The sequence below is a fragment of the Paenibacillus spongiae genome, assembly GCF_024734895.1.
GTDB lineage: Bacteria > Bacillota > Bacilli > Paenibacillales > Paenibacillaceae > Paenibacillus_Z > Paenibacillus_Z spongiae.
The window spans coordinates 1,944,154-1,968,076 of the sequence record NZ_CP091430.1 but is presented as its reverse complement, the minus strand read 5'-3'; the positions used below and the strand labels follow the sequence as shown (position 1 = coordinate 1,968,076).

21 protein-coding genes and 1 pseudogene are annotated in these 23,923 nt (G+C 53.5%); 7 read left to right on the top strand and 15 right to left on the bottom strand.

The genetic code is table 11. The features are described 5' to 3' along the window. Positions 1-56 precede the first annotated feature (56 nt). The 3 genes from L1F29_RS08995 to L1F29_RS08985 all read right to left on the bottom strand — a co-directional run bounded on the left by L1F29_RS08995 (position 57) and on the right by L1F29_RS08985 (position 2,122). A complete protein-coding gene (locus L1F29_RS08995; RefSeq protein ID WP_258387987.1) occupies positions 57-992 on the bottom strand; it encodes an AraC family transcriptional regulator in 936 nt (311 codons plus the stop codon). Between the two features lie 163 nt (positions 993-1,155). Further along, positions 1,156-1,353: a cold shock domain-containing protein gene (locus tag L1F29_RS08990; protein WP_258387986.1), complete on the bottom strand. Its 198-nt coding sequence runs from the start codon at positions 1,351-1,353 to the stop codon at positions 1,156-1,158. 76 nt (positions 1,354-1,429) lie between these two features. Next, positions 1,430-2,122 carry a class I SAM-dependent methyltransferase gene (locus L1F29_RS08985; protein WP_258387985.1) on the bottom strand — a complete coding sequence of 231 codons (693 nt, stop codon included), beginning with the start codon at positions 2,120-2,122 and terminating at the stop codon, positions 1,430-1,432. A gap of 215 nt (positions 2,123-2,337) precedes the next feature. Here L1F29_RS08985 and L1F29_RS08980 point away from each other — a divergent pair, with 215 nt between their 5' ends. The 3 genes from L1F29_RS08980 to pepF all read left to right on the top strand — a co-directional run bounded on the left by L1F29_RS08980 (position 2,338) and on the right by pepF (position 4,810). Further along, positions 2,338-2,571 carry a hypothetical protein gene (locus tag L1F29_RS08980; RefSeq protein ID WP_258387984.1) on the top strand — a complete coding sequence of 78 codons (234 nt, stop codon included), beginning with the start codon at positions 2,338-2,340 and terminating at the stop codon, positions 2,569-2,571. A gap of 90 nt (positions 2,572-2,661) precedes the next feature. Next, entirely contained in the window at positions 2,662-2,841 is a 180-nt protein-coding gene (locus L1F29_RS08975; protein ID WP_258387983.1) for a hypothetical protein, read from the top strand. A 178-nt stretch (positions 2,842-3,019) separates the two neighbouring features. Next, a complete protein-coding gene (gene pepF / locus L1F29_RS08970; protein WP_258387982.1) occupies positions 3,020-4,810 on the top strand; it encodes an oligoendopeptidase F in 1,791 nt (596 codons plus the stop codon). A 205-nt stretch (positions 4,811-5,015) separates the two neighbouring features. Here the strand turns inward: pepF and L1F29_RS08965 are convergent, their stop codons facing one another. The 6 genes from L1F29_RS08965 to L1F29_RS08940 all read right to left on the bottom strand — a co-directional run bounded on the left by L1F29_RS08965 (position 5,016) and on the right by L1F29_RS08940 (position 12,395). Beyond that, positions 5,016-5,582 (bottom strand): DNA-3-methyladenine glycosylase I, encoded by a 567-nt coding sequence (locus L1F29_RS08965; RefSeq protein ID WP_258387981.1) that lies wholly within the window; start codon positions 5,580-5,582, stop codon positions 5,016-5,018. Positions 5,583-5,776: 194 nt separating this feature from the next. Beyond that, positions 5,777-6,661 carry an ABC transporter ATP-binding protein gene (locus L1F29_RS08960; RefSeq protein WP_258387980.1) on the bottom strand — a complete coding sequence of 295 codons (885 nt, stop codon included), beginning with the start codon at positions 6,659-6,661 and terminating at the stop codon, positions 5,777-5,779. 3 nt (positions 6,662-6,664) lie between these two features. Beyond that, a complete protein-coding gene (locus L1F29_RS08955) occupies positions 6,665-9,556 on the bottom strand; it encodes an ABC transporter permease (protein WP_258387979.1) in 2,892 nt (963 codons plus the stop codon). 40 nt (positions 9,557-9,596) lie between these two features. Further along, complete coding sequence (locus tag L1F29_RS08950) at positions 9,597-10,637, bottom strand: efflux RND transporter periplasmic adaptor subunit (RefSeq protein WP_258387978.1); 1,041 nt, start codon at positions 10,635-10,637, stop codon at positions 9,597-9,599. Continuing rightward, positions 10,615-11,334: an ABC transporter ATP-binding protein gene (locus tag L1F29_RS08945; protein ID WP_258387977.1), complete on the bottom strand. Its 720-nt coding sequence runs from the start codon at positions 11,332-11,334 to the stop codon at positions 10,615-10,617. Before L1F29_RS08945 ends, L1F29_RS08950 begins: the two co-directional genes overlap by 23 nt. Before the next feature lie 227 nt (positions 11,335-11,561). Then, positions 11,562-12,395 carry a DUF92 domain-containing protein gene (locus L1F29_RS08940; RefSeq protein ID WP_258387976.1) on the bottom strand — a complete coding sequence of 278 codons (834 nt, stop codon included), beginning with the start codon at positions 12,393-12,395 and terminating at the stop codon, positions 11,562-11,564. A 46-nt stretch (positions 12,396-12,441) separates the two neighbouring features. Between L1F29_RS08940 and L1F29_RS08935 the strand changes: the two genes are divergently transcribed. After that, on the top strand, positions 12,442-12,789 hold the full coding sequence (locus L1F29_RS08935) for a hypothetical protein (RefSeq protein WP_258387975.1): 348 nt from the start codon (positions 12,442-12,444) through the stop codon (positions 12,787-12,789). Positions 12,790-12,868: 79 nt separating this feature from the next. Here the strand turns inward: L1F29_RS08935 and L1F29_RS08930 are convergent, their stop codons facing one another. The 4 genes from L1F29_RS08930 to L1F29_RS08915 all read right to left on the bottom strand — a co-directional run bounded on the left by L1F29_RS08930 (position 12,869) and on the right by L1F29_RS08915 (position 16,919). After that, positions 12,869-13,600, bottom strand: coding sequence for a glycerophosphodiester phosphodiesterase (locus L1F29_RS08930; RefSeq protein WP_258387974.1), 732 nt, complete (start codon positions 13,598-13,600; stop codon positions 12,869-12,871). Positions 13,601-13,606: 6 nt separating this feature from the next. Beyond that, positions 13,607-15,076, bottom strand: coding sequence for a CapA family protein (locus L1F29_RS08925; protein WP_258387973.1), 1,470 nt, complete (start codon positions 15,074-15,076; stop codon positions 13,607-13,609). Positions 15,077-15,174: 98 nt separating this feature from the next. Next, positions 15,175-16,179, bottom strand: coding sequence for an MBL fold metallo-hydrolase (locus L1F29_RS08920; protein ID WP_258387972.1), 1,005 nt, complete (start codon positions 16,177-16,179; stop codon positions 15,175-15,177). Continuing rightward, positions 16,176-16,919, bottom strand: a complete 744-nt coding sequence (locus L1F29_RS08915) for a class I SAM-dependent methyltransferase (protein ID WP_258387971.1) — start codon at positions 16,917-16,919, stop codon at positions 16,176-16,178. Before L1F29_RS08915 ends, L1F29_RS08920 begins: the two co-directional genes overlap by 4 nt. 410 nt (positions 16,920-17,329) lie before the next feature. Between L1F29_RS08915 and L1F29_RS08910 the strand changes: the two genes are divergently transcribed. Next, complete coding sequence (locus tag L1F29_RS08910; protein ID WP_258387970.1) at positions 17,330-18,610, top strand: ArsB/NhaD family transporter; 1,281 nt, start codon at positions 17,330-17,332, stop codon at positions 18,608-18,610. A 125-nt stretch (positions 18,611-18,735) separates the two neighbouring features. Here the strand turns inward: L1F29_RS08910 and fni are convergent, their stop codons facing one another. After that, positions 18,736-19,800 carry a type 2 isopentenyl-diphosphate Delta-isomerase gene (gene fni / locus L1F29_RS08905; RefSeq protein WP_258387969.1) on the bottom strand — a complete coding sequence of 355 codons (1,065 nt, stop codon included), beginning with the start codon at positions 19,798-19,800 and terminating at the stop codon, positions 18,736-18,738. Between the two features lie 698 nt (positions 19,801-20,498). On the opposite strand from fni, the gene nagB reads away from it, so the two are divergent. Together nagB and nagA are read left to right on the top strand one after the other, a co-directional pair. Beyond that, positions 20,499-21,221: a glucosamine-6-phosphate deaminase gene (gene nagB / locus L1F29_RS08900; RefSeq protein WP_258387968.1), complete on the top strand. Its 723-nt coding sequence runs from the start codon at positions 20,499-20,501 to the stop codon at positions 21,219-21,221. Next, positions 21,221-22,414 carry an N-acetylglucosamine-6-phosphate deacetylase gene (gene nagA / locus L1F29_RS08895; protein ID WP_258387967.1) on the top strand — a complete coding sequence of 398 codons (1,194 nt, stop codon included), beginning with the start codon at positions 21,221-21,223 and terminating at the stop codon, positions 22,412-22,414. Before nagB ends, nagA begins: the two co-directional genes overlap by 1 nt. A 205-nt stretch (positions 22,415-22,619) precedes the next feature. Here the strand turns inward: nagA and L1F29_RS08890 are convergent. Continuing rightward, positions 22,620-23,773: pseudogene (locus L1F29_RS08890) on the bottom strand (IS3 family transposase). Positions 23,774-23,923 lie beyond the last annotated feature (150 nt).

Genomic DNA, 23,923 nt, shown 5'->3' with positions numbered 1-23,923 from the left:
GGCATACTTTCAGGCCATTTATTATAGGGATCGTCTCAATATTTATACTGCTGCGTCTATGATGAGACGCTGCCCGGATCATGGCCGGGATCGGCATATTTACTGCGGTATTTGGAAGGCGGCATGCCTTTCTTTCGTAGAAACACGCGGGAAAAGGTTTTGAAAGAGCTGTAGCCGGATTCACCGGAAACATCCAGAATGCTCATGCGGGTCGAAATCAACAAGCTGCAGGCCATCTCCATCCGCAGCTCATGCAGGTATTCCGTGAAGGTCATGCCCGTTATTTTTTTGATCATTTTGCTGAGATAAGGAGTGCTGGCATCGAACTGCTCCGATAAGCTCCCCAAGGACATGTCCGTGAGAAAATGACTATTGATATATTGCAGCACTTGCGTTATTTTATTGCCTTGCATTGCCGTGTTGGGGGTAGAAACGGGCACAGGAGGCTTAACAGGCACGCCTCTTGCATCCAATCCGCGAACGCCGCCCTGGCTTCTTGCAATTCCGATCAGAATTTCCACCAGCTTCGAGCGGATATACGCTTGCCGGAACAGACGGTCCGATTGATACTCATCGAATAACTCATCGAATAACCGTTCCATGAGGCCGCTCTCGGTATCGCTTAACTGAATGAATGCGGGGTGCCGGCTGCCCGGATCATTATAAAAATAGCGTTTCAGCGCGTACTCTATACCGGATTCCAGCAGAATATCCATATCAAACATTAAACTGAATTTGGTGTACGGCCTGCCCTCCATGATTCTCGTTTCATGAATGCGGTGAGGCAGCTTGCAGACGACCGTCCCCCGCGACGACCGAATCAGCTGTCCATTGACGACATCCAGCGCGCTCCCCTCGACATAGAAGGAAAGCTCATAGAACTGATGATGATGCGGCAGAACGGCTTGCTGCATCGTTGACTTGTGAATCACAATGGGGAAGGGAACGGTCTCCTGGGTCAGACTCGTTTCATTGGTTGGATATCTGGTCATTGGCGCGCACCTCCAATAACGTATGCACGATTTGTTCATCAGCTTAACACAGCTCGGCGAGTGAAAATATAACGAGAGCAGCGCATAAAAAAAATCCCCGAAATCGGGGATTCTATATGCGCTATTGCACTTGTTTATAAGAATAAGCGGTCGGGCCGTGATCTTACAACTTCGTGACGTTAGCTGCTTGTGCTCCGCGGTTACCCTGTGTGATATCAAATTCAACCGCTTGACCTTCTTCCAAGGACTTGAAGCCTTCGCCTTGAATGGCAGAGTAATGAACGAATACGTCTTCTCCGTTCTCCACTTGGATAAAGCCGTAGCCTTTCTCTGCGTTGAACCACTTTACTGTTCCTTTCAAATGAACAACCTCCTAAAAATGGCCGCCGTTGTACGGCGAGTATCCCAATTATACAACTACTGGGTAATAATTGCAATTAAAGATTTATTTTCAATCCGTGGATTGATCCTGGAATAAAGGGCAGCTGGCTGCGGAACAATTCCGGCCGGCCCTCGTGTTTGCGAATCTCATCCATTATATGCTCCATATGCGGATATGGATCCAGCCGCAGTGAAATCAATGGGTAGATCAGAACGGCCTTGCGGCTCACCCGCATCATCTCCAGAACGGCATCCAAGTGAAATTGCTTATCGAATTGATCCGCATATAAAAACAAAAAATGGCTGCACAGCACCAGATCGAACCGGCGGTCATCAAAGGGCAGGCTGGGCAAACTGCCCGGGATATAGAACTCCCGGCCACTTGCGTCTTGAGCATGCGAGGCAAACTGCTGCAAAGAAGCGACTCTCCCGGCACGGTGCCGCTCTAAATCACCGTAATAGGTCCAGTCGTAATGCTCGGCCAGACCGGCCAGCTTAGCGGTCGACGTCTCGATCTCGGCTTCCGCTTCGGCAACCCAGCCTTCGAATGATCCTTTATACCTGGGATCCACAGCGTAAGCCGCGTAGCCCCGCGTTCTCGCTTCCGCAGTAAACGACGAGCCCCCGCCCGCAATATCGAGCGTCTCTCCCTGCGCTACCTCTTCCTCCCGCAGATCAAACATCCGCATATACTCTTCATAACTCCGGCATGTCATGGCCACGCCAACCTGTTCATACGCTTGTTTCATTCTCTTCTCTCCTCCGCTCTGCTCGTTCTCAAACTCGTCTCATCTCATGTTCACCGTAAATCGCCGACGAGCATGCTTTGCACCGCCTGAACGGTAAATCCTCGTCTACCGCCGCTAGGGTTTCCACATTTTAACATAGGTTCAAGTTGATTTCTACCCCTTCTTATCGCTATGATTGTAGGATATGACGTATGATTAATGGAGGTCGCATTCACATGTTTAAGAAGCATCAAATTTATAAAACGGACAAGTACAATATGCTTACCGTTGAAGTGCAAGGCAAGACGCTGATCGTCAGGGAAATCTCCGATCAATGGGGCGAGGAGTGCCACACATTCGTAAGCCGTCCGCAAATGCTGCACTGGGCGGAGAACCGCTTCCGCCCCGAGGACTTCATCGGCCGCGAAGAAGAACGGCATGCAATTATGGAAGGATTCCGTGCGATATAAGCGAATCAGCGGCAGGAATAATCATCCAGGGCAGCGAACATAAGAAGTACAGAACCTGCATAGGTTTTGCGGAGGGAGCGTAAACGCAAGTTGGATACAACGGCTACGATTATTTTCATTATTGCCTCTTTCTCACTCGGGGTCATCGTCATCATGCAGCGGGACCGAGTTCCCGAACGTTTGCGCAGATGGATCGCCCTATCGTCAATCTTGTTCATCGCATTCGCTTTTTTCCTTATTGTTTACAGTTTGGCAACGATGGGGTCATAATGAGGCTGTAACCGGGTCAAACTAGGGGCAAACTTGATTGGAGCGTGATTCCATTTTGAGATGGCTGCCCCTTCTTCTGTCCCTGTCCCTGCTGCCGAGCGCTGCCATGCATCCGAATCACAAGGCGGCATCTGCCGCAGCGGCCTCATCCACTATATACCAACCGAGGAGGATACCGATGAGTCAATTACCGAAACGATCCGAAACCGCTGCCGAACACAGCTGGAAGCTGGAGGATTTGTTCGCCAGCCAGTCCGATTGGGACAAAGAATTTGCAGTAGCGAAGGAACAGATGAAGCAGGTTGCCGTATTCCAAGGCAAGCTGGCCGACCCGAAACAGCTGAAGGCATGCTTCGAGCTCGAGGACGACCTGTCCCTTCACGTGGAACGCCTCTACGTGTATGCCAATATGAAGCATCACGAAGATATGGCCGAGCCTACTTATCAGGCCCTCTCCGACAAATCCAAGAAGCTGTCCGTCGAAACAGGCGAAGCGCTCTCTTTTATCACGCCTGAAGTGCTCAGCTTGTCCGATGCAGAGCTGGAATCGTTCATTGCTCATCCGGAACTGTCCAAATACCGCCAAACGCTGGAGGAGATGCGCCGCCAGAAGGCCCACGTGCTGTCCAAAGCGGAAGAAGCGCTGCTGGCCCAAGTCGGCAACATCAGCCAATCTGCGGGTACCGTCTACAGCATGCTGAACAACGCCGATATGAAGTTTCCTAAGATTAAAGACGAGAACGGCGAAGAAATCGAGCTGACTCACGGCCGCTACATACAATTTCTGGAGAGCAAGGACCGCGACGTACGCAAGGCTGCGTTCAAGGCCATGTATGAAACATACGGTAAACTCAAGAATACGATCGCTTCGACGCTGAACGCCAACGTAACGAAAAATATTTTTTATTCCCGCGCCCGCAAGTATCCGTCCGCTTTGGAGATGTCGCTGTATGGCGATAACATCCCCAAGAGCGTGTATACGAATTTAATCGATACCATTCACAAGTATCTGCCGCTTATGCACCGCTACATGGAGCTGCGCAAGAAGCTGATGAAGGTCGATGAGCTCCATATGTACGACCTGTTCGCACCGCTCGTTGAAGAGTACAAGATGGACATTACCTTCGAGGAAGCGAAGAAAACGGTTAAGGAAAGCTTGAAGCCGCTTGGCGAAGATTATCTGAACGCGCTGGAGAAAGGCTACAACGATGGCTGGATCGACGTTTACGAGAATGAAGGCAAGCGCAGCGGCGCATACAGCTGGGGGGCATACGGCACCCATCCGTACGTGCTGCTCAACCATAAGGATAATCTGAACAGCATGTTCACTTTGACCCACGAAATGGGCCACGCGCTGCATTCTTACTACTCCGACGGCAATCAGGACTACCGCGACGCGCAGTATACCATCTTCCTGGCCGAGGTCGCATCCACGCTCAACGAGGCGCTGCTCATGGATTATATGCTTAACAAGTCCACGGACCCGAAAGAAAAGATGTATCTGCTGACGTACTACGCCGACCAGTTCCGGACGACCGTCTTCCGTCAAACGATGTTCGCCGAATTCGAGAAAATCATTCACGAGAAAGCCGAGGGCGGCGATTCGCTCACGCCTCAGGAGCTGAGCAAAATCTACTACGACCTGAACGTCCTCTACTACGGACCGGGCATGTCGGTGGACAAAGATATCGAGATGGAATGGGCGCGCATTCCGCACTTCTACACGAGCTTCTACGTGTACAAGTACGCGACGGGCTTCTCGGCCGCAACCAGCTTCTCGAAACAAATTTTGGAGGAAGGCGCACCGGCCGTCGAACGATACCTCGGTTTCCTGAAGAGCGGCGGAAGCGACTTCTCCATTAACATCTTGAAGAAGGCCGGTGTGGATATGTCATCACCGGAGCCGATCGAACAAGCGATGAGCGTCTTCGAAGATCTGATCAGCCAGATGGAGCAATTGACCAGCTAACGAGTTCTAATATCGATGAGCAGGGGGCGATCCCTTCAGTCATGAGTAATGACAGGAGGAATCGCCCTCTTGTTTATCCTACGGGCAGCAGCAGACCGAATAAGAAAAAGGGCTGGACAGGTTTGAAAGCCTGTCCAGCCCTCCTGCTATTATCGAAGCATAACTGCACCAGCAGCGGGGATCATTCTGTTGCTGCCTACTTCCTCTAGATGGGCTGCTTGCCATAACAAAAACAGCTCTCCACATGATCGTTCACCATGCCAACGGCCTGCATGAAGGCGTAACAAATCGTGCTGCCGACAAATTTGAAGCCGCGCTTGCGCAGATCCTTGCTCATAGCGTCGGAAACGATGGTTTGCGCCGGAACTTCCTTCAGCTCCTTCCATTGATTCCGTATGGGCTTGCCGCCGACGAAGCTCCATATATACCGGTCGAAGCTGCCGAATTCCTCTCTAACGCGTATGAAAGCACGGGCATTGCCGATCGTCGAGGCGATCTTCAGCCGATTGCGTACGATTCCTTCGTTAAGCAGCAATTCTGCCGCTTTCGCATCGTCATACGCCGCTACTTTCTCGAAGTCGAAGCCGTCGAACGCCTCCCTGTAAGCTTCCCGCTTCTTGAGCACGGTGTACCAGCTCAGACCGGCTTGAGCCCCTTCCAGCGTGATCATCTCAAACAGCTTCTGGTCATCATGTACAGGTACGCCCCATTCCTGATCGTGGTACGCCATATATAACGGATCGTCGTTTACCCAGCCGCATCTAATGGTCATGAATGAATTCCTCCGGACACCTTCGGTATAGAACATTCGTTCTTATCTTTACTATAGCATTCCAGCATCGATGAAACAAGACAGTGTGTAAATCTATGCCCGTTTCATATCAGCTTCAGACTTTAGCCTTCTCCAAGCGGAACAATCAAGAAAACCGCGAACCCAGTGCGGGCTCGCGGTTATGCCTTGAAACGCTACTTCTCCGGCGGATAGAGAATAATGCGTCCTTCTTCCATCTCGACACGGACTTTATTCTTTTCTTTAAATTCATCTGCCTGAAGATAGGAGGCCGGAATCTGAAGCCTGCCCGCCTTATCGATTACCGCATATTCGACGTGGCTTTCCTCATGCTCCTCAAGACCGACTCCGCTCTCGAGTGCGGCGAGCTCCTCTGCGTAGGACTGCCGGCGGAGGATCTCCGCCGATGTCTTCCCGTCGCGGATGGATACGACCCGGTCCACCTTGCGCGCGAGCAGAGGATCATGAGTAACAATGACGATCGTAATGCCGATCTTATGGTTCAGCTCGCGGAACAGGTCCAGAATCTGATTGGACATCTTCGTATCCAGCGAACCGGTTGGTTCGTCTGCCAGCAGCAGCTTCGGTTCGTTGGCGAGCGCAATGGCGATCGCTACCCGCTGCTGCTCACCGCCCGACAGCTCGCTGAGCCGGTTCTTGACGCGGTGACTGAGGCCCACAGCATCGAGCAGCTCGAGCGCACGCAGACGCTTGCGCCGCCCCTTGAGCAGAATGGGCAGCTCTACGTTCTCCAGCGCGGTCAAATACGGAATCAGGTTGCGTGAATTGCTCTGCCAGACGAAGCCGACGGATTCACGCTTATATTTGACCAAATCCCGTTCCGTAAATTTGAGCAGGTCCTTCCCGTCCACAGTCAAAGAGCCCGCCGACGGTTTATCGAGACCGCCAAGCATGTTGAGCAGCGTGGACTTGCCGCTGCCGCTGTTGCCGATAATCGCCATCAGCTCGCCAGTCTCGACGTGCAGGTCAAGCCCTTGCAGCGCAACAACTTCGAGATCGTCGGACTTGTAGATCTTGACGAGACCGTCGCAGTGTATCATGGGCTATTCCTCCCCCAGCTTCAGCGCTTGTGAAATTTTCATTCGGGACACCCTTACGCCAAGTATGGTCAGCCCGATAATCAACATCGTTCCAATGACGCTGTACAGCTGTACGTAATCGCTCAGCTGACGAACGATTTCGAACGGCGGAACCTGCTCCGAAGCGTTAAACGACAGCTGGAAGAGCGGCACGAACAGATCGCTCACCGCGTTGCCGATCAAGACGCCGATGATCACGGCGGCGGCCGACGTAAGCAGCTGCTCGCTGAACAGCATGCCTAGAATTTGCATGAAGGAAATGCCCATCGCCCGTAAAATTCCGTATTGCAGCGATCTTCCCGATAACGTCAGCACCCAGAACAGCAAGAAGCCGAAGAAGCTGATCGCCATCGAGATAACGAAGCCAAGCGTCATGACACCGTTAATGGCTAAACGGAACGGATCGTTCTTGGAACGGACCAGCTGATCGTTCGCATCCGATAACTCGGTGACAGGAATCTTCTTCTTCGTCAGATCATCGTATACAACCTGACTGGAAGAGCCTTCCTCCAGCTTCAGCCAGACCTTGTACGGCTCAAGCGCCAGATGATTCTGAATATAGGAGAGATGGCCGACGACCAGATTCGGCCGGATAACGTTCTCGTCGCTCTCTTCCTTCGCTCCGCGCGCCTTGGGGAGCGGACTCCAGCCCGGCCAATAATCGATGATGCCGTAGACGATAAAGCCTGCTTCATCCAACCCGCTCCACTTCGCGCCGATCCGGTCGCCCGGCTTCACGCCCAAGCTGTTCGACAGCGAACGGGAGATGAGAACCGCCTTCGGATCGGAGGCGATCAGGTTCAAATAATCGTTGATATGATAATCGAGCAGCCCTGAGCGCATCCAGGCTACATGTCCGAAATCATAAGTGTCGATTCCAAATAAAGTCGCCGCTCCGGTGCCGCCGTCCGTGTTTACGGCTACGTTATCCTTAATGAATACTCTTGCCGCGGCCTCTACCCCCGCGAGCTCCGTCATCGTAATAAACGGAGGCTCCGTATAAGAGACTCTCTTCGGCACGATCGGCTCTTCGGCTGATTCCGCAGGAGGACCTGCGTTCATATTGCCTCCCCCCATCTGCGGCGGAGGCGCATCATTCTCCCATAGGACGGATAAGGTCATATCCGCTCCTGTCGTATAGAGGATCTTGTCCTCCATATTGCCGTTAATCGTACGGGCTGCATTGGCACTGAACAGTCCCGTAGCGACCGTCATGATCAGAAATACTTTGATCGTTAAATATTGCGTGGACGACCGGCTGATCTGCAGCAGCGACGAGTACAGGGCAGGCGACCACCAGCGACGGCCGATCCAATAAACGAGCCGGATTAACCAAGGATAAATCCGGAGGGCGAATAAGCCGCAACCCAGCGAGAATATCGCCGGCAGGAAGAACAGCAGCGGGTCGACCTGAAGCGCATTCGGGTCGAGCGCAAGCTCCTTAAGCTCGCTCATCCTTTGATTGAATCCGTACAGCAGGTATATCGATACGCCTAACAGGATGACGTCGATGAACATTTTATGCCAGAAGGACATCTTGTTCGCACGCGCCATCTGCTGCTTATGTCCGACGATCGTCGTCCGCGTCGCCATGAAAGCAGGAATGAGGATCAGGATGATCGATCCGATCACCGCGAGTATAGCGGTTTTGTAGGACGTGCTGTTCAGTACGACATCCAGCGAGGAGCGCTGGACAAATTCGAGAAATCCGCTAGATGCGCCCAATATCTTCGTGAAGTACACGCCGACGAACGGGCCGACAGCCAGCGCAAGCGTCCCCAGCACAATGCTCTCCGCCGCAAAGACGAGCATGATTTGAAGACGGCTCGCCCCCCGGCTCCGAAGAACCGAAATCTCCGTCTTCTGGCGTTCGATGATCAGATTCGCCGCCATGTACAAATAAAACACGAGCATGAACATCACCGGCGAATAGAGCGACCAGAGCATCAAGTCCAGCTTTTCTTTCTTCACGATATACGTTTCGATCGGCGCTTTCGCCGGCACATCCACCGAAGCGATGCCAAGGCGCATGTTGAAGTAGCCGGACAGCGCATTTGCGCTCGAGGTGAATTTCTCGATATCGCCGATTTTGAGTTCTTCGTAATTCAACGAATACTGCCATACAATGGACGACAAACGCAGAATGCCCATGTTCTGGACAAAATCCTTTTCGAAGCGCTCGGACGGAATAAACAGGGAAGAATTAAAGTTTTCCACTTTAAACTGATCGTACGGATTCTCGGGGCTGGTCTCGACTAACCCAACCGGCAAAATCCGAAGCTGCTTGCCCGTCTCTTTGTTCGTATAAATAAATTCATTGTTCAAGTCGCGCTTCATGTCGATCAGAAACTTCTGCGTCACGACCGCTTCATATACATCGTCACTCCGGTTGGGGTCCGGGAACCGGCCGTCCACCAGACGCACGCGCTTCTCCAGATCCGTAACCATGCGGAAGCTGGCATTCAGCGTCATCTCTTTCTTTTCGCGCTCGGTTGCTTGCGCAGGCAAAATCCGTATCGTCTGCGTGCCTCGGGTAACGATGTAGGATTGCGAGCTGAGACCGAACCGCTCCGGCAGCTGGTTCATATAGTTATCGGCTCTAAGAATCAGTTTTTGCGTTTCCTCGACCGGCCGTTCGCCGGAGACCGAGGTCGCTACGCGAATATACCCGGGATAAATCTGTTTATCCTGCTGCAGCAGCTGCAGCTCCTTGAACAGCGTTCGCTGCAAGATGGCATGCGAGTATAACGGCATCGAGCTGAATAAAGCGACGCAAATGGTCAAACCGAGCCACAAATTAAGCTGCAGCCAGCGATTTTTTGCCATCTTTCGTAAAATCATCGTCCACAGGGCCATCGTTTCACCTCTTTATCCCTTCCATCACCCAATGACGAAACTAATTGTTTAAGATAACCTTCTGGCCAGGCTCCAGCCCCGCTCTGATTTCCACCTCGGTTGAAGTCATGACGCCAGGCTCCACATCCACTTCTTTGCGGCGCTCTCCGTCGAGCACCTGAACGTAATTACGCCCCATATATGTACGAAGTCCGCTGCGCGGTATGACAATAACGCCCTCCTGCCTCTCCAGAACGATCCTAAGATCCGCGCTTTGGCCCATCTCGATCTCCAGCTTCCCCGGATCGAAGCTGACAAGCAGCCGCTTGGAATTGCGCTCGGCCTGCTCCGGGTTTTCCGCGAGCGGAGCACCCGAAGGAGATTGAATCACTTTCCCCTTCAGCTTCTCTTTCTTGATCGACACTTCCACATCCATATTGATTTGGATCGGCGAAATATCCTTCTTATCCTCCGATTCGAACACGAGATACAGCTCATTCGGATCGGCAATGTTCACAATCGGCCTGTAACCGGTTACACCGTCGCCGGAATGAATCTCGTCCAAAAACGTAATGACGCCGCCGATCGGAGCGACCAAACGCGAAGCGTTGTATTGTTTTTGCAGCGCATCCAGCTGAATGGTCTCCCGCTCCAGGTCAATTTGCTTCAAGCGGATTTCATTCTCGTCCGCTTGCGCGCGCCTTACCCGGTTATACTCGATCTGCATTCGCTCGACGTTCAGCTTCTGCAGCTCAATCTGCATATTCAAATTGCCGGTCTCGAGCTCGGCAATCAATTGACCGGCTTTCACCTTCTCACCCTGCGTCACATATACATCCTTCAACCGACCGCCCGAATCTTTGTAGAAAACGGGGACAACCTGGCTGGAGGCAATCACGGCGGTTCCAAAAAAGACCCGTTCGATCTTCCCTTTCTTGACCTCCACGGCATCAATCTTCTCTTGGGCCGGCTTAATCAGGGGCGGCTTCAGCGTCTGTTCTCCTTGCGGCAGCAGCGAGCAGCCTCCAAGGAGCGAGGCGATCGTTATGACTGTACCGGCGAGCAGCGCCCGATGGCCTTTACGGGTTTGGTTGTATGACAATATGCCCATCCTCCAATGCTATGACGTGATCCACGATTTCCATAATTTCCGGATCATGCGTTGTCATGACGACGGTCATTCCAAGCCGTTCCACCAGATCGCGGAACACTCTAATCACCTGCAGTCCCATCCGGCTGTCCAGCTCGGCCGTCGGTTCGTCCGCCAGGAGAAGCACCGGCTCATGAGCGATGGCCCGTGCGATTGCCACGCGCTGCTGCTCGCCGCCTGAGAGCTCCGGCGGACGATGCTTCATCCGCGGCTTCATCCCGACCCATTCCAACGCCCGTTCGGCGCGTTCCTTGTTCAGCTTCTTGTCCGCTTCTGCGATTCGCAATCCGAACTCCACATTCTCGTAAGCGGACATTAAAGGAACTAGACCGTAGGCCTGAAAGACCAGTCCAATTTGAGAGCGCCTCCATGCACTGCGCCGTTTCTCGCTCAAGCGGGATATTTCGAGTCCGTTAAAGAAAACCTGACCTTCCGTCGGCTGATCCAGCGCAGCCAACAAATTAAGCAGCGTCGTCTTTCCTGAACCGGAGCGTCCTTTAAGCGCGACCATCGTCCCGCGGGCGATTTCCAGATTAATGTTCTTCAGCGCGGTAACAGCCGTATCGCCCCGTCCGAATACTTTCTTCACGCCGACTGTCCTCAGAATCGGTTCGGTACTCGGGAACGAAGCTGCCGTTTGAATCGTCACGGGCGGTCAATCTCCTTTCTATCAACTTTTTACATTTCATCCAATTCAAGAAGCCTTTATCAGAGTTAGAATACTAGCCGATGAATGCGCTGTCAACTATATGTTCTCATATTTCATCCCTTATTCATACCAGATATTTGAATCTCTGTATAGCAAAAAGACTGCCGACTCTCCCAGAGGAAGATTCCAGCAGTCTTTCGCGAATTAGAGGCCGGTTCATAAACACGTCAGCCTCCTGCCATCATGCCGATGCCCCAGCCGAGCAAACCGGCTGCTGCGGACGACAGCATATTCACGGCATCGTTGCTCATCCAGGCCAGTCCGCGGAGCGGCTCCGCCTTCTCGCCGCAATGATGGGTCCGTTCCGTCTCGCACCCGCAGATTCGGCAGCGAAACATCGCCTGGACTGCAGCGCCGAGCACGGAGTCGATGAAGGCGCCGGCCGTCCCCGCCACAGCGGCGGCGGCAATCAGCCATGCCGCGTCCGGCGGCTCAGAAGCGGTAAGCAGCGCCGCAATGCCGCCGATAAAGGCGGCGCCGCCCAAAGCGGCCGCGCTGCCAAGCGCGGTTACGCCGCCGCTCGTCCCCGGCGGCACGCGTCTGCCGCTCAGCAGCGAGCGCGGTGCGCTACGGCTGAGCGCGCCGATTTCAGTTGCCCATGTATCGGCGTTCACGGCGCCCATTACGCCTACGAACGCATAGAGCCAGCCTTCATGGGGCCATATCGCATGCAGCGCGCATAGAGCCAGCCCCAGCCCGCCATTGGCCCATACCTGGCTTGCATCGCGGCGTCCGCTTTTCGCATAATTCGTCTCCGCCTTCTGCTTCTGCCTATTCCGGCGCTTCCACTTGGACCATAGGGAGGATGAAACGAAGAACGCAATTAATACGCCGAACCAGACCGGACTCCCCAAGGTTACGAAGGCCGTCCCCATCAGGACCGCCGAGACCGCTCCGGATCCCGATAAAGAACGCATCCGGTACGCCCCCCAAGCGATGAGTCCGCTGCCAAGCAATCCGGCTGCAAGCCGAAGCCACCATTCCTCTATCCAGCCAATCATAGCTAATCTGTACCTCCTAATAGAATCGTCTCTAGAAAAACGCAATATGCCGTCTTTAACGGTGAATACATTCCTTTTCCTCGAAATAGAAGCGAAGGATCGGGGTGACCGCTCTCCCGAGCGGCTGCTGCGAATTATATTTGATTATACCGCCAAAATAGCCAATGAGCGAAATTTACACAGCGTGCTTCTATTAATGGCGAACATGGGAAGAGAAATCATCCTGGCGGACCGATGCACCGTCTGGATGATCGATCACATCGATAACGAGCTGTTCACCACTGTCGCGCATGGCGTCAACGAAATTCGCATCCCCCTGAATACCGGTATCGTCGGCTCTCATTCGATTCCCTGCCTCGTCGACGTGCTTATGAAGCAGCTGCCCAGATGCTGAAGATAAGCGAGCGGTACGAGGACTATGGGCAGTAGAAAGAAACCGGCGTTCCCTAGGAAGGGAACGCCGGTTTCGCTCTTCAGCTTGTCAAGAAAGCCTGTCCGAAGCGGTCTGGATAGTTGGTGCAGATCATCACCGCGGGATCGATAGCCGCGATCCGCTTCATCGTTGCGATATCGTTCACGGTCCATGCCATCACCTCGATGCTGGCGGCACGCATAGCGGCCATTAAGACAGGCGTCACCTTCGAATAGCCGAGCGATAAAAATGACGCGTCCAGCCGCTTCAGCTCTGCTGCGAGCATTGACGGAGAGGCGTCGGTTATAAGTCCGGTGCGAATGTCGCCCGAAAGCTGCCTTACCCTGCGCAGCGCTTCGGCGTCGAAGGACGTAATAACGGAATCATACTGCAGCCCTTTCGAGTGGATCAGGTCGACAACGCGCTTCTCCAGGTCCGGATATCGGCCGCCGTACGTCTTGAGCTCGATATTCAGCCGGCAACGGCCGATGGTTTCGTCGAGCACCTTCTCCAGCGTCGGAATGCCTTCGCCGGCAAAGGGCTTGCCGAATTTGGATCCGGCGTCGAAGCGTTTCAGCTCGTATGCGGAGAAATCGGCGACGCGGCCCGTTCCGTTCGTCGTTCTCTTCAGCGTATCGTCATGAATAACGACCGGCACGCCATCCTTGGACAGCTGCACGTCGAGCTCGATCCATTGCACAAACGGGAATGCCATCGCTTTGTTGAACGCAGCCATCGTATTCTCCGGTGCGAGCCCGGATGCGCCCCGATGGGCAACACACGCATGATCCATCCGTATCTACTCCTTCGCCCTCACGTTTCCTTCGGAATCCACCTGCGCGTTTATTGAAATCTTCGAAACATAAGCAAGCAGCGTTTTGGCTTCATTGCCGGTCAGCGGAGCCGGCTGCGAGTCAACGGACCGCATCGGGTTGAATTTAAGGGAACAGCTGCCTTCTTTCGTGCAAACGGCATCGAGAACGCCGGTATCGTCTGTTTTGGGAGTCTTCGTTTTATTGAATATAAAATTGCCGAGGCTGTATGAGATCCATTTGCCTTTATACTGCTCGAAGCCTTGAAGCACATGCGGATGACTGCCAATGATTAGGTCGGCGCCGGCGTCGATATACTCGCGGGCCAGCTGCTGTTGGTATTTCTCCGGATAGTCCTTCCTCTCTTTCCCCCAGTGGACCATGACAATGACGAGATCCGCCTGTTTCCGCGCGCTGCGGATCGTCGCTTTGGCTTGTGTCGAATCATACGTTTCCGCAACGCCCGCACGATCCTTGGTTGCCTTCCATTCAGCTACCGGTAGAACGCGTGAAAGTCCGATATAGGCTACTTTGATACCTTTGGCTTCCAGAATGGCCGGTTCAAACGCTTCCTTGTCGTCGCTGCCGCCGCCCATGTTCGGCATACCGATCTCATCCAGATAGCCGATCGTGTCGAGCAGCCCTTCTACGCCTTGATCGAGCGTATGATTGTTGGCCAAGCTGACCACATCGAAGCCTGCTTCTTTGAGCGCCGGCAGCGATTTCGGCGATCCCTTGAATACAAACTGCTTGTCCTGGGCCGGTACCCCGCGTAAGGTAATCGGCGTCTCCAGATTGCCCGCCATTAAATCCGGCTCCTTCAGGAACGGCAGCGTCTTCGCGTAAGGATAATCGTAGCCCTTGCTCTGCATGATCTTATCAACCGAAGCGGCCAGCAGGATATCGCCTACGAATGACAGCCTGATCGTCTTGCCCGTTACAGGCGGATCGGGAACGATACCGCCATCTGAACCGCTGCCGCTTCCATCCGATCCATCGCTTCCCGTCGAGCCACCGTTGCCCGGCGTGCCCTGATCCTCGCCGGTTGGCTTATCAGGCTCCGGAGCCGGATCGTTATCCGGTGACGGGTTCGGATCGGGTTCCTGCTCGGGCTTTCGGCCGTCCTGGTTCTGTGCGCCTCCTCCGTCATCGGTACCGTCGACTATACCGCCGTTGGTGCCATTGCTGCCCGTAACGTTGTTCTCTGTCCCGTTGTTATCCGGCTCTACGGCGCCGTCCGGATCGCCAGGCGGACTCTCGCCCTCTGATGGCGAGTTAGCGCCGCTGTCGGCGCTTCCTCCGGGCATACCTTTGTTTGTATCGCCCGACGCAAGCCAGACGGCAACCAGAATGACGATGACCGCGAGCATCGTCAGATTCAAGGCGAGAAGCCGCTTCATGCGCCGGCCTTTTCGTTTCTTAGCTTGCTGATGTGTTTCCGAGCGGGATACATACATCGTTTTGCTGCTCCTTAAATAAAGATATTGACTTGGATGAAACCTTCAATATTATAACAGTATCTTTTCTTGCTTGATAAGCGTTTCCCGTTCCCAAATTATTCAATGCCGTATGAAATAACCCCGCCACGAAGCTCGCCCGCGATCTGGCCTTGGCGTTCCAGATGAACCAGATGGGCCAGCGTCTCCGACATGGCAAACCGCAAATTATGCGTATTGCCGCTAATTCGCGCTCCGAACAGCAGCTCGCACATCTCATATCCCGTATAACGCTGATCAGCCAGCATCTCTCGGATTGAATGAAGCCTCCGGCCGTGATGCGCCAGCAGCTCATCGATCCGTCCCTGGAAATCCGTAAACGGGTTGCGATGCCCGGGGAAAGCCAACTCCACCTTGTACTTCCGCAGCTCGCCCAGGCTGTCGATGAAGCGCTGCAGCGGATCCTCGTCCTCCCCCGGAACGAGGCTAATGTTCGGCGTGATGTCGGGCAGCACTTGATCTCCGCAAATCATCAAGCGCCGCTCAGGCGCATACAAACAAAGATGCCCCCGAGCATGGCCCGGCGTATGGATCGTCTGCCACTCCGTACCGCCGATTTGCACGAACGAACCCGCTTCCAGGTACGTAACGTTGGGCTGCGGGGATACGCGGACGACAAATTCCTCCAGATGGCTTACCATGTCCGTCAGAAGCGGCTCCGGCATTCCATGCCGCGCATAGAGCGCCGTCAAATCGGCCGCAAACGACCGCTCCTCCCCCCATAAACGAACCGCATACTCGTGAGACTGCGAAGACATATACACCGAAGCGCCACTGCGCTGCTGAAACCAGCCTGCAAGACCGTAATGATCCGGATGCTGGTGGGTGAGAAGTATCGTGTGCACGCCGTCGAAGCCGATTCCCTTCTCTCCCAGTGTCTGCGTCCACAGCTTCACCGCTTCAGGCGTATGAAGACCGGGATCAAGCAGCGTATAGCCTTCATCGTCTTCGATTAAATAACTGTTCACCCATTTCAGAGAGAAGGGGAGCGGCACTTTCACCTGGAGAATGCCGCCCGGCCATTCCTTCACCGCAGACATCTTATCTTGTTCGTTACCGGTCAACGGGATATCCTCCCTATCATGATCATCCGCTTCGATTCCGTCTCCGAATACGAGCTCCCGTCGTAATCGCCATATACGCGCTCAAGCGTCAGACCGGCCTCATCCAATACCTTCCCGAACCAATCGAGCGTATACAGCCGGACCCTTTCCTCATAATGGCGTTTGTCGCCCCCCGGTTGTCCGATGGATATCCGCTTAACGACCGCGCCGTCTTCTATCATGCGCCGCTCATCGATATGTAGCCCTGTTTCCTCGTCCGTACGTTCTGAGTGAGGCACGAGATGCCGCTTGGTATAGACCGGGTTCAGAAAATCGATCAAGTATTGGCCGTCGTCATCCAGCACGCGCCGGATCTCCTTTAGTACTGCAAGGTTATCCCGCTCTTCAGCGAAATAACCAAAAGACGTAAACAGATTTAGAGTCGCTTGGAACCGTCCCGACTCGAACGGCAGCTGGCGCATATCGCCATGAACGAGCTCGACTTGTCCACCGCGGTTATGGGCGCGCGCTTCATGCAGAAGCGCCTCGGACAGATCAATGCCCGTCACCTTGAATCCCATCTCGGCCAGCGCAAGCGCGTGGCGGCCCATCCCGCATCCAATGTCCAGCACCTGCACATCTGCGGGCAGGTCCAGCCATCCCGCCATTTGCTGCACCTCGCGCGCGGCCTGTTCCCAGTTCCGGTGCCTGTACACAATCATATAATCAGAGCCGAAGCTCCGCTTGTACCAATCCAACATGAATGTACCTCCGGCAAAAAATAATAGAAATAAAACCTCCTTGACCATTGTACTGCACCGCCGGCTGAAATGGCAAAGACGGCTTTGGGTGGGATATTTTTCATAGCGTCCGCCGCAGGATCTCTATCCCCAGCCTTAAATTCAACTCAATATCGTAAGCTCGGGGTTGATTCGCTAGCGGAATACCCTTCCATTAATTCTCTTTACACATGCTGAAAAACGAAGTATACTATCGCTAATGTGTTGAATCGAATAAGCTTGGTACTGGAGGAGCCTGTCACGTACAGGCTCCTTCTTGCTATGCTCACCCATTGTCGTTCAATACCTATGTCTATGCTTCCTCCTGCGCGTTACCTATGATGACCGCTTCCAAGGAACCGTAGCCCCCAAAAAAACTATCGGAGGTCTTTATGGAACAACAAGCGATTTGGGCAATCGGTATTTTTCTACTAACCTATGGATTCATTATTGCGGAGAAAATCCATCGCACCATTGTCGCCATGCTGGGCGGGATCCTGATGATCGGATTCGGAATCGTCGATCAGGAAACGGCCCTTCATCACATCGATTTCAATACGCTTGGCCTGCTGATCGGAATGATGATCATCGTCAGCATTACGGCCGATACCGGTCTCTTCAAATACATCGCCGTCCGAGCCGCCAAGAAGGCTAACGGGAGTCCGGTCCGGATCCTCGTTTCCCTGGCGCTTATTACCGCCTTCGGCTCCGCCTTTCTGGACAATGTAACGACCGTTCTGCTCATGGTGCCCGTCACCTTCAGCATAACAAGGGCGCTCCAAATCAATCCGCTTCCATTCCTGCTGACACAGATCATGGCGGCCAATATTGGCGGTACGGCTACCCTGATCGGGGATCCGCCCAACATCATGATCGGCAGCGCGGTCGAGGAATTAGGCTTCATGGATTTCATTATTCATCTTGCACCCGTTGCCGCGATCATTATGATCGTCTTTATCCCGCTGTTCATCCTGCTCTTCCGCAAAGGAATCCAGACGAGAGACGAGCTTAAGCGCGGCATTATGGATATCAACGAGAAAGAGCTGATCTCCGATCCGAAGCTGCTTCGCAAGAGTCTGTCCGTCCTCGGCTTGACCATCATCGGATTCTTCCTGCATCAGACGCTCCACCTTGAATCCGCTACCGTCGCGCTAGCCGGCGCCTTCCTGCTGCTTCTGCTCACAGGCGAGCATATGATGGAAGAGGCCTTGTCCCGAGTCGAGTGGGCGACCATCTTCTTCTTCGTCGGCCTCTTCGCTCTCGTATCCGGCCTTGTCGAGACCGGGGTAATCGCGGAGCTGGCCGAGAAGGCTATGGAACTGACAGGAGGCGAGCTTGTTGCGGCATCTATGCTCATTCTATGGCTTAGCGCCATCGCTTCTGCGTTCTTGGACAACATTCCCTTCGTAGCCACGATGATTCCGCTGATTCAAGAGATGGGCAACATGGGGCTCTCCAATCTGGAGCCGCTCTGGTGGAGCTTGGCGCTGGGGGCATGTCTCGGCGGCAACGGCTCCTTGATCGGGGCGAGCGCCAATCTGATCGTAGCCGGCATGGCCAGCAAGGAAGGCTATCCAATCCGGTTCGTCACCTATTTAAAATACGGATTTCCGCTTATGCTGCTTTCCGTAGCGATTTCTAGCGTCTATATTTATTTAAGATATCTGGTCTAGTATCCTGACCGGAGGAAACGGTCTTCGCTGCATACGTATCTCACCTTCACACCGACAAAACAAGCCCAATGCCACGGACAATGTGAGCATTGGGCTTGTTTGCTTCATACTTACCTGTAATAACCCTACAGTTTCATCAAGCGGCCGCAGCTGCGAAGAGCATCGAGCGTTCCTGCTCCGACACCGAACATGGCGGCGCGCAGCTCCAGCTCGATCCGTTCCAGCGTCGTATGCAGCGCATCGGCCTGCACGTTCGGGCCGCCAGCGGCGCCGGCAAGCAGGCTTCTTCCGTATCCGGCCAGGTCGGCACCGAGTGCAATGGCTTTGGCAGCGTCAACACCGCTTTGCAGTCCGCCGCTAGCAATTATGCAGGCATCCGGCAGCGCTGCTCGAACATCGCTCACACATTCCGCTGTCGGCGTTCCCCAGCTCGCGAATGCTTCGGCTGCCGATGCGAGCAGCGGATCCCGTGACCGGAATTTCTCCACCTGGCTCCATGACGTGCCTCCCGCGCCCGCAACGTCGATGAAGGATACGCCGGCTTCCGTCAGCGCTGCAGCTGCTTCGGAGTCGATGCCCCATCCAACCTCTTTCACTCCGACAGGAACGCCGACCTGTGCGCATACATCGGCAATTCTGGCGAGTAGACCGCGGAAATTCGTATCGCCCTCCGGCTGGAACACCTCCTGCAGGCTGTTCAGATGAAGAACGAGCGCATCCGCCTCGGCCAACTCCACGGCCCGGCAACATTGATCGACGCCGTAGCCATAGTTCAGCTGCACCGCCCCCAGATTGGCTATGACCGGGATCGTGGGAGCCGCGGCTCTAATCCGGAAGGTCGGGGCGAGCTCCTCCTTCTCGATCGCTGCGCGCATCGACCCGAGCCCCATCGCCCAGCCGCGCGCCTCCGCCGCCTCTGCAAGCCGGAGATTGATGGCAAATGCCTCTTCCGTACCGCCAGTCATCGAGCTGATTAGCAGCGGCGTTCGCATTCTTTTGCCCAGAAAGCGCGTGCTTATATCGATCTCATCGAACGCGATTTCCGGCAGAGCCCGATGACGGAAGCGATAGCCGTTAAAACCGGAATCTATCCCGCTTCCCCGGACCTCCTCCTCCAAACAAATACGAATATGCTCTCCTTTCCGTTTTGCCGTCTGGCTGTGCTGCTCTGGTGTAACATGGTCCGTCATTTACGTTTCCCCCAAGTTGTAGTAAATAAGTGCGCCGAATCCGTTTCATGAGTGCTATTCATCGAGCTGTCTTATCCTGCAGCCTCACTACCGCTGCAGCCTCATCCGTACACGTTTCCGAACAAATCGATTATTGCCCATACGGATCACATTACGAACACCGGGGCATAACCGTTTCGGCTTCACATAATCGTCAAATTATCTGTCTGCCAGTAAAAAATGAATACTTGACGGAAAAAGGAAGCGCATGCAGCTTGCGAACCGCAGCTGTTTAACAGGACGCTGCGCTAACCTTATGATTTTGGTTCCCGCTCGTTTGATTCCTGCATCCTCATACGTTGGCTGCTTTATACAAGCATTATACATTTAGGGCAATGTTCTATAAACTCCATTTAGCTTATCGTTATATCAGACAATTATCTGCAGAACATTAAACTATTTTTTGATTTTAACAATCATTTTATTGAACTATGCAATCATTTTTATTGTTTAATCATCCCGTTTCCTTTAGAATGAAAGTAATGGACAGTTTCAAAAATTGCATTGTTTTGCACGCCTATTTCACTAATTAAGTTGATCCTTCCGATGCCAATCTGGCAGCTGTGCTTCACCTATTGAAGCGAATGCTTCCGATGCCAGTTTTGCTGAGATGATTTTTCGAGAAGCAGTGCTTCACAAAACTTTTAGGAGGTGGCCTCATGATTATCCGCAAGTTCGACAGCCGGGAGGAACTAGACTCCTACGCGGCGCAATATTTTATCTATATCATTCAGACGAAGCCAACGGCGACACTCGGTTTGGCGACAGGCTCGACACCGATCGGAATTTATGAAAAAATGGTAGAGAGATATCGAGGCGGAGAAGTATCATTCGCACAAATTACGACGTTTAATTTGGATGAGTATGTCGGTCTTCAACCGCAGAACGAGCAAAGCTACGCCTATTTTATGAACCGGCATCTGTTCGGCCATATCGATCTGCCGGATAACCGCGCCTTTCTGCCAAACGGAATGGCGGCCGATCTGGCGGCGGAATGCAGCCGCTACGATGCCATGCTGGCCGCTCAGCCAATCGACGTGCAGCTGCTCGGCATCGGTCATAACGGCCATATCGGTTTTAACGAGCCGGACAGAACGCTTCACGGCGGAACCCATGTTGTCGAGTTGAAACGGGAGACACTCGAGGCAAACGCCCGTTTCTTTGCATCCATGGATGAAGTGCCCAAGCAGGCCATAACAATGGGAGTTGGCTCGATTTTAAAGGCGAGAACGATCATGCTCGTCGGCAAAGGCGCCGATAAAGCGGATATTATGAAGCAAGCGTTAACGGGCCCGATTACGACAGATTGTCCCGCTTCGCTGCTGCAAACGCATGCGAATGTGCTCGTCCTGCTCGATCGAGAAGCAGGGAGGTATGTTTAATGGCAGACGCACGTAGCTTACGTATCGGCAACGTCCGTATTGTTGCTGAAGATCAATGGTTTTGGGGAGAAGTAGACGTTAAGAACGGCCTTATAGCCGATATCCGTTCCACGGAATCGAATGCGGATCAGACCGGCAAGCAGGCCGCTGCAGATAGCGGCGTTCCTTATGTGGATGGCAAGGAAGGCTGGCTGCTGCCGGGCTTCATCGATATCCATGTACATGGAGGATACGGCAGCGACTTTATGGACGCCAGCAGCGATGCTTTCGATGTTATCACGAAATATCACGCTGCGAACGGCACGACAGCGATGCTCGCTACAACCGTAACCGCATCGCATGACGCCATTCAAGCCGTTCTTGAAGCGACGGATGCCTACCGCAAGCGCGACATGCCGTATGCGGAGCTGATCGGCGTTCATCTGGAAGGTCCCTTCATTAGCGAAAAATGGCCCGGCGCGCAAAATCCGGCCTTTATTACCCCGCCGCAAACCGATTGGCTGAAACCATGGGCTGCGCAGTGGCCTTCCTTAATCAAAATGATGACGCTCGCACCCGAACGGGACGGAGCGCTGAACGTTATCGAATGGCTGTCCGCCAATGGTATCGTACCGGCCTTAGGCCATACGGATGCTTCGTACGACGATGTCGTGACTGCCGTACAGCACGGTCTTCGCCACGCCGTTCATACGTATAACGCCATGACGGGACTTCATCACCGTAAGCCGGGTACGCTGGGTGCCGTCATGACGGAAGACGCCATCAGCGCCGAAATCATCGCTGACGGCCATCATGCCCACCCCGCTGCAGTCAAGCTGCTCTCGCGCACAAAGCCGTCAGACAAGCTCGTCTTGATCACCGATGCGATGTCTGCGGCCGGTCTTGGCGACGGGCAATACGGACTCGGCGGTCTGGAAGTCAGCGTTAAGGATGGCGTTGCTCGTCTCGTGGAGGGCGGCTCGCTTGCAGGCAGTACGTTAACGATGATCGAAGCTTTCCGGTTTATGCTGAAGCATACCGACCTCTCCGTCACGGAAGTAAGCCGTTGTGCCAGCGGCAACCCTGCGAAGGTACTCGGCATGGAGAATCAGATCGGGAGCATTGCCGTAGGGAAGCAAGCGGATCTCGTATTGACGGACGACACGCACCACATTGTTACGACCTGGGTTAAGGGACGCAGCGTTTCCCAATAAATATTAACCATGCACACGAAAAAACCGACCATCTGATATGATGGTCGGTTTTTTCGTGTTCCGCTGCTGTAAGTCCGAAAAACGGACTTACAGACCGATTCAACACCTGCGACACCTGCTGTAACGCCGTTTTTCGGTCTTACAGCTTCCTTTTGGCTGAGCGCACCGTCTTCCTGTATCTCTGTCAAGAAAGTGGACACAGTTTTTAAGCGATCTGGAGTTGCTCATAGTACCTTTTCTCGGACTGATGCGGGGTCAGGTAGTGAATGGACGAATGGATCCGGATACGGTTGTACTCGAGTTCAATGTACTCGTAAATCGCATCGTATGCTTGCTTGCGGGTCTTGAAGGTGGTTTGGTAGATGAGTTCTTTCTTAAGGACACTGTGAAAGGCCTCGATGCAGGCGTTATCGTAACAATTTCCTTTTCGACTCATGCTTCCAATCATCTCATTCGCCGCCAGTCGCTCGCAGTATTCCGTCGAGGCATACTGTGAACCTCGGTCCGAGTGGTGGATTAACCCTTTCGGCGGCTTTCGATGTAAGACAGCCTTGTCAAAGGCGTCTAGCACCAGCTCCTTGGTCATGCGTTCGCCAAGTGACCAGCCCACGATCTTGCGAGAGTAAAGATCCATAATACTCGCTAGATATACCCAGCCTTGCCGCGTGGCAATGTAGGTGATGTCGGCTACCCAAACTCGATTGGGTGCATCCGGTTTAAACGCACGATTCAGCACGTTTTCAAACACCGCCATGTTGTGCTTCGAGTTCGTTGTTGCTTTTTGCTTCTTCACTGTAATCGAGCGAAGTCCCATGTCCTTCATGTAACGACTCACCGTTTTGGTGGAGACTGTCCAGCCTTCTTCGCGCAGCTTTTCAGCGATCTTATCGCTCCCATAACGTTGCTTGAAGCCATCGAAGTGGTGCCTGATGCGTTTCTTCAGCTTCTGACGGCGTTTCTCCTGCTCGCTTGGTTTTCGCGTGACCCACTTGTAATAACCGCTTCGGGATACATTCATGACACTGCACATCTTCTCAACACGAAACTGGAAGCGGTGTTTATGAATAAATGAGTAAATCAGTCTCGGTTTTTCGTGAAGAAGTGCATTGCCTTTTTTAGGATTTCATTCTCTTCTTGCAACTCGCGATTCATTTGTTCAAGTTTATTCAAACGCTCGTAGTCGACGAATAACTGGGACTTCTCCCCAGTATCGGCAAACTTCTTTCTCCAGGCGCGGATGGTACTTACCGGGATATCCAGCTCCTTTGAAACTTCAGACGGGGATTTCCCTGTTTCTTGCATGTGCTTTACGGTTTGACGTTTGAACTCATCATCAAAATGTTGGCGAATATCTCCCATGACACACCTCGACCCTTATTGTTAGTTTTATTGTAACAGGTCGCTACTACAGTGTGTCCACTTTCTAGTCTAGCTGCATCCACCTGGCTGTAACGCCGAAAAACGGACTTACAGACCGGTCCACCTGCCCGGGCGTTCGCAGTAAGTCCG

Coding starts and splice junctions, on each gene's coding strand:
- L1F29_RS08995 (WP_258387987.1), bottom strand. CDS start 992: ATGACCAGATATCCAACCAATGAAACGAGTCTGACCCAGGAGACCGTT.
- L1F29_RS08985 (WP_258387985.1), bottom strand. CDS start 2,122: ATGAAACAAGCGTATGAACAGGTTGGCGTGGCCATGACATGCCGGAGT.
- L1F29_RS08980 (WP_258387984.1), top strand. CDS start 2,338: ATGTTTAAGAAGCATCAAATTTATAAAACGGACAAGTACAATATGCTT.
- pepF (WP_258387982.1), top strand. CDS start 3,020: ATGAGTCAATTACCGAAACGATCCGAAACCGCTGCCGAACACAGCTGG.
- L1F29_RS08965 (WP_258387981.1), bottom strand. CDS start 5,582: ATGACCATTAGATGCGGCTGGGTAAACGACGATCCGTTATATATGGCG.
- L1F29_RS08960 (WP_258387980.1), bottom strand. CDS start 6,661: ATGATACACTGCGACGGTCTCGTCAAGATCTACAAGTCCGACGATCTC.
- L1F29_RS08955 (WP_258387979.1), bottom strand. CDS start 9,556: ATGGCCCTGTGGACGATGATTTTACGAAAGATGGCAAAAAATCGCTGG.
- L1F29_RS08940 (WP_258387976.1), bottom strand. CDS start 12,395: ATGATTGGCTGGATAGAGGAATGGTGGCTTCGGCTTGCAGCCGGATTG.
- L1F29_RS08935 (WP_258387975.1), top strand. CDS start 12,442: ATGCCGTCTTTAACGGTGAATACATTCCTTTTCCTCGAAATAGAAGCG.
- L1F29_RS08930 (WP_258387974.1), bottom strand. CDS start 13,600: ATGGATCATGCGTGTGTTGCCCATCGGGGCGCATCCGGGCTCGCACCG.
- L1F29_RS08925 (WP_258387973.1), bottom strand. CDS start 15,076: ATGTATGTATCCCGCTCGGAAACACATCAGCAAGCTAAGAAACGAAAA.
- L1F29_RS08915 (WP_258387971.1), bottom strand. CDS start 16,919: ATGTTGGATTGGTACAAGCGGAGCTTCGGCTCTGATTATATGATTGTG.
- L1F29_RS08910 (WP_258387970.1), top strand. CDS start 17,330: ATGGAACAACAAGCGATTTGGGCAATCGGTATTTTTCTACTAACCTAT.
- fni (WP_258387969.1), bottom strand. CDS start 19,800: ATGACGGACCATGTTACACCAGAGCAGCACAGCCAGACGGCAAAACGG.
- nagB (WP_258387968.1), top strand. CDS start 20,499: ATGATTATCCGCAAGTTCGACAGCCGGGAGGAACTAGACTCCTACGCG.
- nagA (WP_258387967.1), top strand. CDS start 21,221: ATGGCAGACGCACGTAGCTTACGTATCGGCAACGTCCGTATTGTTGCT.